At 48.5% G+C, this 13,129-nt stretch carries 16 protein-coding genes; 3 read left to right on the top strand and 13 right to left on the bottom strand.

The annotated features are described in order from the left end of the window. The first annotated feature begins 169 nt into the window (after positions 1 to 169). Positions 170 to 1,024, top strand: coding sequence for a hypothetical protein (locus tag H9532_RS10115; protein WP_296367989.1), 855 nt, complete (start codon positions 170 to 172; stop codon positions 1,022 to 1,024). 1 nt (position 1,025) lies between these two features. Then, positions 1,026 to 2,138 carry a DNA adenine methylase gene (locus tag H9532_RS10110; protein WP_296367987.1) on the top strand — a complete coding sequence of 371 codons (1,113 nt, stop codon included), beginning with the start codon at positions 1,026 to 1,028 and terminating at the stop codon, positions 2,136 to 2,138. Positions 2,139 to 2,402: 264 nt separating this feature from the next. On the opposite strand, the gene H9532_RS10105 is transcribed toward H9532_RS10110, so the two are convergent. From H9532_RS10105 to H9532_RS10055, 11 genes are all read right to left on the bottom strand, one after another. After that, the gene (locus H9532_RS10105; protein ID WP_296367985.1) at positions 2,403 to 2,864 is read right to left on the bottom strand and encodes a hypothetical protein; all 462 of its coding nucleotides are present in this window, start codon (positions 2,862 to 2,864) and stop codon (positions 2,403 to 2,405) included. Positions 2,865 to 3,030: 166 nt separating this feature from the next. Beyond that, positions 3,031 to 3,390: a hypothetical protein gene (locus H9532_RS10100; RefSeq protein WP_296367984.1), complete on the bottom strand. Its 360-nt coding sequence runs from the start codon at positions 3,388 to 3,390 to the stop codon at positions 3,031 to 3,033. Between the two features lie 148 nt (positions 3,391 to 3,538). Beyond that, positions 3,539 to 4,177 carry a hypothetical protein gene (locus tag H9532_RS10095; RefSeq protein ID WP_296367982.1) on the bottom strand — a complete coding sequence of 213 codons (639 nt, stop codon included), beginning with the start codon at positions 4,175 to 4,177 and terminating at the stop codon, positions 3,539 to 3,541. A 138-nt stretch (positions 4,178 to 4,315) separates the two neighbouring features. Then, on the bottom strand, positions 4,316 to 5,203 hold the full coding sequence (locus H9532_RS10090) for a hypothetical protein (protein ID WP_296367980.1): 888 nt from the start codon (positions 5,201 to 5,203) through the stop codon (positions 4,316 to 4,318). Positions 5,204 to 5,385: 182 nt separating this feature from the next. After that, positions 5,386 to 6,273: a hypothetical protein gene (locus H9532_RS10085; protein WP_296367980.1), complete on the bottom strand. Its 888-nt coding sequence runs from the start codon at positions 6,271 to 6,273 to the stop codon at positions 5,386 to 5,388. Positions 6,274 to 6,478: 205 nt separating this feature from the next. Beyond that, entirely contained in the window at positions 6,479 to 7,345 is an 867-nt protein-coding gene (locus H9532_RS10080) for a hypothetical protein (protein ID WP_296367978.1), read from the bottom strand. 153 nt (positions 7,346 to 7,498) lie between these two features. Beyond that, complete coding sequence (locus tag H9532_RS10075) at positions 7,499 to 8,254, bottom strand: hypothetical protein (RefSeq protein WP_296367976.1); 756 nt, start codon at positions 8,252 to 8,254, stop codon at positions 7,499 to 7,501. Positions 8,255 to 8,500: 246 nt separating this feature from the next. Continuing rightward, positions 8,501 to 9,319: a hypothetical protein gene (locus tag H9532_RS10070; protein WP_296367975.1), complete on the bottom strand. Its 819-nt coding sequence runs from the start codon at positions 9,317 to 9,319 to the stop codon at positions 8,501 to 8,503. A gap of 185 nt (positions 9,320 to 9,504) precedes the next feature. Further along, a complete protein-coding gene (locus H9532_RS10065; protein WP_296367974.1) occupies positions 9,505 to 10,041 on the bottom strand; it encodes a hypothetical protein in 537 nt (178 codons plus the stop codon). Then, the gene (locus H9532_RS10060) at positions 9,998 to 10,411 is read right to left on the bottom strand and encodes a hypothetical protein (RefSeq protein ID WP_296367971.1); all 414 of its coding nucleotides are present in this window, start codon (positions 10,409 to 10,411) and stop codon (positions 9,998 to 10,000) included. Before H9532_RS10060 ends, H9532_RS10065 begins: the two co-directional genes overlap by 44 nt. Positions 10,412 to 10,554: 143 nt before the next feature. Further along, positions 10,555 to 11,091, bottom strand: a complete 537-nt coding sequence (locus tag H9532_RS10055; RefSeq protein ID WP_296367969.1) for a hypothetical protein — start codon at positions 11,089 to 11,091, stop codon at positions 10,555 to 10,557. Between the two features lie 307 nt (positions 11,092 to 11,398). Here H9532_RS10055 and H9532_RS10050 point away from each other — a divergent pair, with 307 nt between their 5' ends. Continuing rightward, positions 11,399 to 12,088, top strand: coding sequence for an SIMPL domain-containing protein (locus H9532_RS10050; protein WP_296368261.1), 690 nt, complete (start codon positions 11,399 to 11,401; stop codon positions 12,086 to 12,088). Positions 12,089 to 12,444: 356 nt separating this feature from the next. On the opposite strand, the gene H9532_RS10045 is transcribed toward H9532_RS10050, so the two are convergent. Together H9532_RS10045 and H9532_RS10040 are read right to left on the bottom strand one after the other, a co-directional pair. Further along, on the bottom strand, positions 12,445 to 12,807 hold the full coding sequence (locus tag H9532_RS10045; RefSeq protein WP_296367967.1) for an AbrB family transcriptional regulator: 363 nt from the start codon (positions 12,805 to 12,807) through the stop codon (positions 12,445 to 12,447). Between the two features lie 172 nt (positions 12,808 to 12,979). Further along, positions 12,980 to 13,129: a hypothetical protein gene (locus tag H9532_RS10040; protein WP_296367965.1), complete on the bottom strand. Its 150-nt coding sequence runs from the start codon at positions 13,127 to 13,129 to the stop codon at positions 12,980 to 12,982.

Below are 13,129 nucleotides of genomic sequence, written 5' to 3'. Positions count from 1 at the left end.
AGGCAACGGTCTGACAGGGCTTTGTGCTTGCTACGTGGACTCGTAAAGGCTGGTAAGGGCCTGACGTGGACGTTCTAACTGGCGTTAGCCATGCCCGTGCGCCAGTACACATGTGCTATGGTTGTCAAGGTTGCGATAATGCTGAAGGTATTTGGCGCATGAGGCGACTGTGTCGGCTGACTACTCTGATTTCAAGGCTCGATTTAAGCTCCTGGCATCAAAGAAGAATCATTTAATTGTTAATACACTATCTAATATCTTCACTATGAGGCTTGTTGGCAATAAGACTCATGGCGACTTGGCGGAGATTGGAATGGTCGAGTTCATTAATCAGTTCATGTATGACTTCAGCAGCATCCATGTTGGGAAAGATCGCTTTAGGTCCAAAGAACACGAGGAAGACATACTGATTATCAATGACCTCAGTGAGTCCGAGTTTCCGGTAAGTCTTAAAGCATACGGCGATGGCCCCCTGCAGCTGTCAACCGATAGTGACCAGCGAATGTTTCCATACCTGCAGTCAATAGAAGGTTCTATCGAAACTCCACAAAAGATTGAGCAGGTTTACAGCTCGGAAGCTTTCAAAGGTTTTGGAGCCATCAACGTAATGCCACTTATATACAATGAAGATAAGAAGCAGTGCAATATCATGGTGTTCGATCACGAAAAGGCAAAGCGTGACACAAATAAGATTCTTCTGATAGGCAAAGGAGAGAGCTTTGGAGATAAAGCTCGAGGCAAGACGCGCAAGCATCCCATCTATCTGTTTCTTGATAAAGATGATAACTACATTTGCGAAGTACGTTATGGAGGCGCATCAGCAAATGCATTGCAGCGTGGCTTGTGGACAAACACCAAGAATGCTCGCTCATACTTTGATAGCATGACAAATGGATGGATTGACTACTCTCACAATATGCTACTCGTTAGGCTATTTAGCCTAGCCCTTAATAGTACTCCTCAAGGCCATGAAGCAGCGAATCAAATTCTACAGCAAGATATTGATAAGCTAAGAGCAATCTGACATGCAGACATCATTATTTGCTCCTCCAACCCCCTGCATTCCGTCAACAGAGGGCATTAAGTATGCAGGATCAAAGCTCAAGATATTGCCATATATACTTGAATGTTGCGCCGATATTGACTTTCGGACCGTCCTTGATGGATTCAGTGGATCCACTAGAGTTAGCCAGGTATTTGCAAAGCTTGGAAAGCATGTAACGGCGAATGATTTGTCAGACTGGTCAAGAGTATTTGCCGAGTGCTATTTACTGAACAATAAACCATCTAGAGAATACCAAGAACTGATCAGCCACCTAAATGCATTGCCTGGATCAGATGGCTGGTTTACCGAGCATTATGGCGGTGATCCAGAAGTAAAGACTGCGATCAAAAAACCCTTTCAGATTAAGAATACTAGAAAGCTTGATGCTATCAGAGAAGAAATAGATCGGCTCTCGCTCATTGGAATAGAAAGAGCTGTGGCATTATCCAGCCTTATATTGGCTCTTGACTCGGTTGATAGTACTCTTGGGCATTATGTGTCATATCTTGCAGAGTGGTCTCCTCGGTCCTACAAAGACTTGACTCTTAAGGTTCCATCTGTATTTATTCCTGAAGGAAGTAATAGTGTTTCTCAGTCAGACATCTTTAGCATATTGCCAAATACAGATGTCGACCTCGCTTACCTCGACCCGCCTTATGGTTCAAATAATGAAAAGATGCCACCAAGTCGAGTTAGATATGCTTCTTATTACCATATCTGGTCTACGGTCATAAAGAATGATCGTCCTAAGTTATTCGGCAAAGCTAGCCGAAGAGAAGATACTAGAGATACCATTGCAGCGTCATTATTCGAAGAGTTTCGTCGCGGAGATGATGGCAAGTATATTGCCTTGCAGGCCATCGAGAAGGTAATCAAGCAGGTTTCTGCCAGGCATGTCTTGTTGTCGTACAGTTCAGGAGGTCGTGCTACGAAGGGCGAGCTATATGACATACTTTCGACTTCAGGCAAAGTAAAAAAGATAATGGAGATCGACTACAAGAAGAATGTCATGGCCGCAATGTCGTGGACCAATGATTGGGTGTCCGATTCTGGGGCGCACAAAGAGTATCTGTTCTTGGTCGAAAAGATATGAGCTGGGATGGCTAACAAGCCCCTCGAGTGGACAGGCCCCCACACATCCACCGCTGCGCCACCGCAGACTTACTGCCTGCCACTCAGGGGCAGCGTTAGATGCACATGGTGGAGGAGTAAAGCTGATTCGGGAGTCCGAGTAGTGCGATGGTGCTGGCTCCATCGCAAAGGCATTAGGCAGAGCAGTCGCCCACTTGATGATGGCTAATCAACAAGTGGGATGAAACTCTTAGGTCATTTGCGAATTAATCCGAACGCCAAGCATCTACTGCCGAGATAGGGTAATAGATGCATACCTAAGCTCTCCGCCTGTCTCAGCAAAATCATCGATCTGCTCAAAAGTTCCGAAACCTAGCCACCATTCATTCCCATCACTGTCATTGAAGGAACCTTGGAACGACTGCCCACCAAACTCACGATCGAAGTACCATGACATAATTGCATTGTGAAGTTCAGTCAAGTCTTCATCTGATCGCAGAAGCTCTACTGCCTCATCTCTACTGGTCACATCAAAGCCAGATGCCTCGGCAAGCTCCTTGAAGTCCTTGTATGTAAGGCCAGTCTGCTCTACTTGGAATTCAATTACTTTGAATTCATTGCTGAGCTTAGTTACTATCCAGCGAGTACTTTTAATGTGTGACCACCCCTCTACATCAAATCCATACTCAGGGAAGTCGGCTTCCTCAGGATGGCGACCATTCCTAATAAACTGCTCAAGAGTAAGCATTGGAACTGGCAAAACTCAATTATACCGCAAACGATCGCTTTTGACATCTAACGACGCAATACAGCTGGCCCGCGCCACTCGAATTATGCACCCAGTGAATAACTCAGGCATAGGCTCCTGCGGGCAGGTCGTCTTCCGTTAGGCCATGCAAGTCGCGGCTGTTATCTCAGTCTTGATAGATGGTGACGAAGAGATCGGACGCATTATCCGAATAAAAATCAGACCATTCCGTAGAGATGTCAACCTCACTCCACTCGTCCTCTTCTTCATCCTCGCACTCGCCCCAGCATCTATTTGCAACCTGATGACAAAGGCTAGTCGCAGCGTCAATAATCCTTTCATCAGCTTCGTTAGCTTCCCCGTCTTCAAACGCGGTTACCGCTTTTGCAAGAGATTGCGGAGACAGCTCACTACCGAGCTCTTCAGATGCGTAAGAGCATAAGTCGATAGATGAAATGACGATCTTATTGCGAGGTTCTTCTTTGAAGTCGGCGACGATCGAGGCGATAGTTGATTCTTGGGACATCAATATGGATCTAATTGCTTAGATGCTAAGCGAAGCTGCCTAACGACGCAATACACCTGACCCGCGCCCCTAAGGGTATGCACCCAGTGAATAACTCAGGCATTGGCTCCTGCGGGCAGGTGATCGCTGGCGTTAGGCTGCCCGAGAGTTATGAGACGCCTGAAAGAAGTGAGGCAGAAGTCTCTGAGCTAGCCCATTCCTCTTCGCCGTTGTAATTGCTATAAATAATCGTTGTCTCACCATTCTTGATAACGAAGAAAATCAGGTGTGGGGTAAACCCCCTGTCAATCAATTCCGCATCACCGGCCTCTTCGATATCCTCACCGTTGTATCTGTAGCCCGTGACCACTCTGTAATCTGGATGACCATAGCTACCATGCTCAATCTCGACTGGGACTTCGATGCCGGTTGAAACCTCCTCTAGGAGCCTTGGATCGTACTCACCATCCGGATCAAACTCGAAGCCAATTGAGCATTTTGAAAGCTGCATATTAATGACATAGACTCCATCGTTGAAGACTCCTTCTTCGTTTCTCGCTGGTCCAATGCTCGGCGTGTATTCATCGGCGGCGATTATCCCTTCATTCCCTGGCTCGCCTTCTGCTCCGCTTATAAAAACACCCTCACACTCTTCTAGGCTGCCATCCGAGTTATACCGAATCTCTAGCAGCTCATCGGCAATTTCTTGCGATTCTAATGAGTGACGCAGGATAGCGATCTGTTCTTCCGTTAGCTGTCCAAATGATATATATCCTGCAGGCTCAGTTTTGATATCAATGCTCTGCATGTCCGAGGTGTATAGATAGGTTTATATCCTTCTAGCACAGGCAGCCTAACGACGCAATACACCTGCCCCGCACCACTCGAACTATGCACCTAGTGAATAACTCAGGCATTGGCTCCTGCGGGCAGGTGATCGCTGGCGTTAGACAGAGAAAACCTCCCCATCTGCATTTACGAGATACCAGTCTATTGATTTTCCTGAGAGTTCATGCTCGTTAAACTCTCCATACTCTCCATCCATAAAAGAAATGTTAGACAATTCAAGCTCTTCGCTGTCGGACCCTAGTCCGATGGTGAGATGCTGTTTGTGAATACTATAATTAGAAATATCAGTTACCAGGCTCTGCGGCGCATCAATTGACCCCCAGTAGCCTTTGTATGTCTCTACTTTTACAGCCCAGAAAAGCCCATCAGTGCAAATACTAACAGCTTCTTCATCTGCTTTGGCGCCAAGTGACTCTAGGCTAACATCCTCATTTATCTCAGTACCATTGATAATCACTGTCGGCTCAAAGAACGGAGCAACCTGGTCGCCGTAATCAGTGCCCACCTCCAAGTCTTCATGGTCAAGCTCTCCCTCTTCGCTTAATTGCAAGAATCTTACGAACTTTTCTTCGTCAAGTTGGTAAACACAAAGCATAGCTCCTAATCCCCAGACTCTTACGCTGACGCTCTCTTCTCCCGAGCTCCCCTGGGGGAGAGAATCTTCAATCCGTCCCGACAATTTGTCATTTTGATATAAGTCACATTCTCTGACAAGTGTTTTTATCAGATCTTCTCTTAGGCAGAAGCTTTGGCAACCAACTATAACGCAACACCAATCCCCCTCCCAGGTGCACGAATCGGGCATATTATCTATTACAACACGGGGATCACCATCGATCTCGATGAGATTGGGGAATGTAAGGTCTGACTCGGTAAGGCTAATACCGTACCTTTGAGCAACTTCGATCCAGGATGAAGGATTTTCCGATAACTCGTTTCTAAGTTCTTGGTTTTGACAAATTAGCTCAAAGAACTCCTTGATCATTGCAAGGGAAGGCGGATTCTTAGTGGCTAGCCTACATGCTCTGGCTCGCTTTATTCCACAAGGCTTCCGTTTCTATAATTAGATCCTGTCTAACGACGCAATACACCTGACCCGCTCCACCAGGGGGATGCAGCCAGTGAATAATCTTGGCATAGGCTTCTGCGGGCAGGTGATCGCTGGCGTTAGACAGAGAAAACCTCCCCATCTGCATTTACGAGATACCAGTCTATTGATTTTCCTGAGAGTTCATGCTCGTTAAACTCTCCATACTCTCCATCCATAAAAGAAATGTTAGACAATTCAAGCTCTTCGCTGTCGGACCCTAGTCCGATGGTGAGATGCTGTTTGTGAATACTATAATTAGAAATATCAGTTACCAGGCTCTGCGGCGCATCAATTGACCCCCAGTAGCCTTTGTATGTCTCTACTTTTACAGCCCAGAAAAGCCCATCAGTGCAAATACTAACAGCTTCTTCATCTGCTTTGGCGCCAAGTGACTCTAGGCTAACATCCTCATTTATCTCAGTACCATTGATAATCACTGTCGGCTCAAAGAACGGAGCAACCTGGTCGCCGTAATCAGTGCCCACCTCCAAGTCTTCATGGTCAAGCTCTCCCTCTTCGCTTAATTGCAAGAATCTTACGAACTTTTCTTCGTCAAGTTGGTAAACACAAAGCATAGCTCCTAATCCCCAGACTCTTACGCTGACGCTCTCTTCTCCCGAGCTCCCCTGGGGGAGAGAATCTTCAATCCGTCCCGACAATTTGTCATTTTGATATAAGTCACATTCTCTGACAAGTGTTTTTATCAGATCTTCTCTTAGGCAGAAGCTTTGGCAACCAACTATAACGCAACACCAATCCCCCTCCCAGGTGCACGAATCGGGCATATTATCTATTACAACACGGGGATCACCATCGATCTCGATGAGATTGGGGAATGTAAGGTCTGACTCGGTAAGGCTAATACCGTACCTTTGAGCAACTTCGATCCAGGATGAAGGATTTTCCGATAACTCGTTTCTAAGTTCTTGGTTTTGACAAATTAGCTCAAAGAACTCCTTGATCATTGCAAGGGAAGGCGGATTCTTAGTGGCTAGCCTACATGCTCTGGCTCGCTTTATTCCACAAGGCTTCCGTTTCTATAATTAGATCCTGTCTAACGACGCAATACACCTGACCCGCTCCACCAGGGGGATGCAGCCAGTGAATAATCTTGGCATAGGCTTCTGCGGGCAGGTGATCGCTGGCGTTAGATCTATTCCTTACTTTTCATTAGTCCTCGTCGTCTTCATCCCAGTCTTCATCCTCATCTTCGAAGGTGCTACCAGAGCTGCCACTGGCCGAAATACTGAATACGTCCGACCCCGAATCAATTCCCTCTATTAAGCAGTCTAAAGAACGAATGCCAAATTCAACTGACATCACCTCATCAAGAAACCGACTAGCGCAACTGTGAAGACGCTTGAAATCATCATCGATATCATCCTCGCTTATTGAGCTTAGAAGGCTAGGGTTGCATGGATAGATTCTGAAAAGCAACCCGGTTATTCGACCATTCTCTGAGCCGTCTTGAGCTGCACAAAACTCAACCTTACGCAATTGAATATGCTCGTCACTTGGTGAAAAGCTCTCGTAGTTGTCGGATCCATCATCGTAAGTGAGTGACAGATCAACAATTGAAATCTCATTGCTTAATTTCCTTGCCTTGGCAGGTGGCAAGTCAATATCAAAGCGATCCTTTAGCTCTAGCTCGACAAACGCAGTTATTTCACATTCAACCCGCGAGCCCTTGTCATCGACTAAAGACGTATCCCCACTCTCTAGATTGAGTAGACGAGTCAGGTAGGCTTCCTGGGAATCTTCGGTTTGGATTTCGAAGTGATGCCGAAAGGCATCGGCTAGCCCTTTACCAGAGAATGGAAATTCCTTGAGATCCCTTTCGCCATTGGCGGAAAACTCTGTAACTACAAGACGTCGATCACTATCTGCTGTATCGCAATCACCAATCATGCATATGGCTACTTGGTGTTCAGGCTTTGCTTCGAGGCGAAGTAAATGAATCAGCTTGCTTTCGCCCTGCTGGCTAAATCGGTAAAATACTTCATCTCTCAGTCTTTCTGAGTTTAGGGTTTCTTCCACGGTAAGTAACGCGACTTCTCGACTCTAGACTAAAACATCTAACGACGCAATGAACCTGACCCGCACCCCGAAGGTTATGCACCCAGTGAATAATCTTGGCAAAGGCTCCTGCGGGCAGGTGATCGCTGGCGTTAGACATAAGAGATGAGCTGATTAGTCATCGAAATTCCAAACGGTGATTTCGTCCCATGTAATGGCAGCCATGAATCCATCCTTATTGTAGAAAGTAGAAATAACCATTGGTCCGATGTATTCGCCGCTATCTTCTTCATCTAAGCTGCCATATGAATCAGGATATCCTTCGATTGCCCCACGATAGAAGTGCACTTTTGTGTACTGCTCGTCGAGATTGCCATTTTCTACCAAGTCGACAAGTTCGGAGCAGATCGCATATTCTGAGATTGCCTTTGATTCCGCAGCTGACACTAATTCAGGGTGCTGAGCGCTAATACTATTGCTAAAAAAAGGCTTTACGCTACACGCAACAGAAGGATCTGGTCCTTGACCTGTCCAGCCTCTTGACTTATGGAAGTCTAGACGATGGACTAGATACTCATCATTGGATCCAGCTCTAACGGGAATTCCTCCTAGCGCGTGTATGCACGAGAATCTTTTAGGATTTGCATTAAGCAAATTCAAGTAGTGCTCACACATGGGTTCGGAAACCACGATCCCCAAAGTCACGCATACATCAAGGCTCTTCTGGCTTTCTGTGCTGATACCGACCAGATTAGACACCTCATCCCCGCTAGCAAAGTCGCCAGACGCATTCATTACTGAAAAGTCAGGGTTGCCAATATCGGAGAACTCGTACTCAGAGGAGACGCCAATCATGTAATATTCGTCTTCATTTAGTTTGTTCAGCCCCTCGTCCACAAGGCTTTCGATGAAGCAATCATCAGATCGCAACACCGCTATGATTCTGCCACCATTGTTGGCTGAGCATTCGATATTCAATCCCGAGGCTTTAAGTAGTTCGAAATTACTAAGTGAGAACAGACCCAGGCAAAGCATTTCAAAGACTCAACTTAGGCAATGCTACACGTCTATGTCTAACGTCGCAATACACCTGTCCCGCACCACTCGAGCTATGCACCCAATGAATAACTCAGGCATTGGCTCCTGCGGGCAGGTGATCGCTGGCGTTAGGCAGAACTAGTCATCCCAGCCATCACCATTGTCATACTCAAGCGTTATGGCGCGAACATCGATCTCTCTCTGATTCTGGAGCATAGAGACGATTGACTTGATGTCTAAGCTGACTTGGGTGAACGCTTTGCTCTTCTCGTCAGCAAGGAATAGTGCATCTGGTGCTAGGCAAACGATCGACTCTGCGAATTGAGCCAACGATTCAGGGGTATTCATCTCAACACTCTTGTAAATATGACTCTGATCCCCAAAGTCGTATTCGCAGTGGTAGTTACCCCATGCATAGTCTGCCCAGTCGGAAATCACAAGGCGCTCCAAGATCTCACGCCTATCTCCCATATCAATAGGCTTGAGCTCGTTGTTAAGCATCAATACGAATTTAATTTCTCTGTCTAGCCTTGCGCTAGGGGGATTGTGTGAGTCCAAGGCCCAGCCATTTACGCGGGCCTCCTCTTTGCATGTCAATGTGTAATGCTGGGACCAAGGTGTAACTTCCCTGCCATCATCTCCAATAATGCACACACTAATCTGTACTTCGCCACTGTTACTACATCCGCTGAAAAAACCATCGGAAGCCGACCTGTCCTTGTCCTCTATGGTTGCAGTTCCGGTAACGAGAATAAGTCCTTCTTCGCTCTTGACTACCTTGAGGCCTGATATGTCTATATCGTCCGGTCTCAGTCGATGGCATTCGTAATCGTCTTCCCCGTTATCGCTTCGCCCGTCGAGAGCAAAACAATAGCTTTCTGGTAGTGCTTCTAGATCGAACCTGATTGGAATGCCACCTCCATCCGCAAGTGACAAGTCAAACGTGTAAGCAGGCATTATTAGGTGTGTGATCGGTATAATCATAACACAGCTTTCTTGGCTGCCTAACGACGCAATACACCTGACACGCGCTACTCGAATTATGCACCCAGTGAATAACTCAGTCATTGGCTCCTGCGGGCAGGTGATCGCTGGCGTTAGGCAGACGAGGCGAGCGGCTTCGGCGCTACGTCCTTTACGGTTTAGAGACGGCCTGCTTTGGCCTCATGTGAGAGGTGTTTCACTAAGTCAACGAGCTCTCTTCCCTTCTTGGCTGTCTCCCACATCTGCTCGCCGAAGATCTCTGCAGAGTTTTCTGCATAAGCGTGGTCGTCCAACTTGCAGAAGGCGTGAACGCACTCATTGCGTGCATCCCTCCATTGATCAAGTTCATGGAAGAAATCTCCATCAACTGTTGCACCGCTTCCAGTCATCACCTTCTTGGCATGACTAATCAGTCTGCCAAGACTCTGTTTTATGGATACGGTTTCTCCTTTTGCGTCGAGTATTGATGTGAGTCGATCTGAGATAATGCTCTCTTGAAGAGAGATGGCTTCGAGTAGCCAGCCTTCTTGCAAAGCCTCGTCCATGCGATCAAAAGCAAGTTTGTATCGCATGTAACGCCCGATCTGCTTCTTTTCTAATTGGTCCATCGGAGTGGCATTGAGACGTTTAAAAACGTTGCTGCTCTTGTGATCAATCGTCCTTATCCAAGAGGGATAGCTCAGGAAAGGATTCATAATCGCTTGCGTCGCCAGAATCATTGAAATCTATTGCATATCTAAAGCTGATCGGCTCAGTCCAAAGGGAGCTGCAGAGGCTTTCATAATCATCGGGATCACTGTCACTGCCCTCTTCCGGCTGAGTGAGCTTCAGTGAGATATCGGGAATCGCATATTCATCCTCGCCAGAATCGTTTTTATTGCCTGTAGCCTTGATATTGAAACCTGCATCTTGGATGGTATCTTCTTCTGCGACATAATTCGCATAGTTGTCGCTATTATCGTCGAAGGTGACAAAGATATCGGTAATTTGAACGTTCCCCTTGGTGAGTGGATCCTTCGAGTAGACGATCACACCCTTCTTGTCCTCGATGAGAATCGTTGCCATGTGGTAGAACCCATATCAGCAGGTCACAAACCACGTTAGTCCAGCATGCCTAACGACGCAATACACCTGCCCCGTACCTAGAGAACTATGCGCCCAGCGAATAATCTGAGCACTGGTCTCCTGCGGGCAGGTGATCGCTGGCGTTAGTTGTAATAGGGGTCAGCGTACTGGGTTGTGAAGTTTGTCATCGGCGAGATATCCCAAAGGATATCCATGTCAAAGCCGTCTGTCTGCGCGATGGTGTCATTTTGCTTCAGCGCCTTGAATCTCTCTTCTGAAACTGTGATGTCGCCATCCTCATCGGCTTTGAAATACTCGTCCCATCGTGCTTCTAGTAAGGACTGCAGATCTTGGTCTTGACTCGTCCATTCTTGTGGCTCTTCAATCTCTAGGTCATAGAGGTGGCTCCCGTCGCTCGTGGTGCGCGCCCCCTTCCACTCACCTCCGCTGGAGTCTGAGTAGAGCCAAAGACCATTTTCCCCGTCTCTCCGGAATAGATAGTCGCTTTGTGTCTGCCCACCAGCGTAGCCATAAGCAAGGGCTGCTATTTCTTGCGTTTCTTCTCCGTCGGTACTAATGAAGCCGTCGACAACTATATAGAGGACAGCAGCACTTAATCTTGAGTGGTCGGGGCCTGAGAATTCACAGAAGAAATGTGTCTCGGATACGTGTAGGGGCACTTTCGGATATGGCGTTCTTCTGAGTCTACGCATTCTCCACTATCCCTGCAACTCCTCAGGTGCTACCTATGCATACGATGAATACCCGGAGGATATCCCTGGCCCTTGGGTCGTTGTTCGCACGAGTCTGATTGCCTTGTCAGATTTAGGGGCTTTAGGGTGATGTTCTAATCGCTACTCACAATTGAGCTCGTCTTCTGAACGAACTGTCAGGCTATCCAGCCTGGTTCTATGCCGTAAGAAGCTTCTCGCCTTGTCGGAAGGCTGCTGGAGCTTCGCCAAACGTACTCCACCACTTGTCTTCGCCATGGCCGTTCTTGGGCTTGGCCTGACAACAGCAAGCGGCGTTTTGGTGAAGGGTATCCGTAACGCCAATGACACGATCACGGTGACTGGTGCCAGTACCGAGCGCATCACCTCTGACTATGTTGATTGGTCTGTTGAAGTCACCCAGAGCGGTCCCACTCAGCAGGCTTCGTACCAGGGTCTTCAACCTGCTGTTGAGAAGACTGTTGCCTTCTTGAAGGCTCAAGGCATTCAGCCTCATGAACTGGAGCTGGACTCTGTGAAGTCAGAAAAGGAGATCGTTCGCGACCCCCGTACAGGTGAGCTTCGCTCCACTGTATGGACGACAAAACAGGCCATTCTGATCGGTAGCTGGGACGTCGACAGGATTTACAAAATCTCTGGTCGAATTGGGCAGTTGATCGGTCAAGGCGTCCCTCTCACCATCAACGAACCGGCTTACACCTATACCAAGCTTGCCGAGAAGCGAGTCGACATGCTCGCCAAGGCAACTCGTGATGCTCGCAATCGAGCCAGGGCCATTGCAGGCCAGGCTGGTTCGAGCATTGGTGCGATCACCAACGCAGACACGGGCACCTTCCAGATCACGGTTCCCAATTCCACGGAGACGGCTGATTTCGGGTCCTACAACACCAGTACCATTGATAAGGACATCACAGCGGTGATGGCCGTCACGTTCAGGGTGGATTGAGCATGAGGCCTGAAACACCCTTGGCGGCTCTTTTGCTGCTCATGCCTACACCGTCTCTGGCCCAGCAGCCTGTACAACCCCTCCCAAAAGTGGGAGGGTGCCCGCTGGGCTACTACGCCTCCGGTCGCTACTGCGTTCCTTCCAAGAGCAGTAATACCAGAGGTGCTCTCCAGAAAGCTGGTGGTAGCTGTCCGATCGGCTTCTACAGCTCTGGCTCGTACTGCGTGAGCAGCCCAAGCAATCAGCGCCAAGCCATTCAGAAAACGGGATCCAGTTGCCCGATCGGCTGGTTCAGCTCGGGCAGCTACTGCGTCAAGAGCCGCTGATTGACAGCGGCTCCGTTTGGGTCAGACGACTCAGTCCTCTTCTACGGCGCCTGAGGGAATCAGCTTGATCTGCTTACGCCCCAGCTTGATCTCAAACTCATCACCGGGCTTGAGGTCGAGCATGGCGGTGTAGGCCTTGCCCACCAGCAGGTTGCCGTTGCCTTGAACGGTGGCGGTGTAGCTGAGCTTGCGGCCACCTTTGCCCCGGCCAGCGCCGTCGTTGCCGAGGCTCAGGCCTTTGGCATCGAGCAGGGCTTCGTAGAAGGCGGTGAAGTTCAGGCGCTCGCTGCCATCTTTCTTGGTGCTCACGTAGCCGCAGCTGCGCACCAGATCGGATTTCGAGGCATCGCCCAGTTCCTTGACTTTGGCGAGCAATTCAGAGCCGGTGAGCATGGAAGCTGAGATTGAGTCGGCCCGACCGTAACGCGCTTCAGTGTCTGTCGCGAGGCTGATTCACCCCATTGTTCCCATAAAAAAGGGAGGCCTTGATGGGCCTCCACGGGCTTGCAGGTTGTCACCCTCTGCAGTGGTTCGGTTGTAACACGCTGAACACCTGATCTGCCACTCAAAGGCTCTGCAGCAAACGCTCCAGGCGCACCAGTTGATAGCGGTTGGCTTCTGTGGGCAGCGAGCTGTACATCGCCCAGCACTGGCACAGCTGGGCCTCCAGGCCCAGGCGCACGTGGTGATCGCTAGGCAGGGAAATGGGGGACAT

The sequence above is a fragment of the Vulcanococcus sp. Clear-D1 genome (assembly GCF_014654725.1).
Classification (GTDB): Bacteria; Cyanobacteriota; Cyanobacteriia; order PCC-6307; family Cyanobiaceae; genus Vulcanococcus.
The sequence above is the reverse complement of the archived record's forward strand: the minus strand, read 5'-3'. Positions and strand labels throughout refer to the sequence as shown.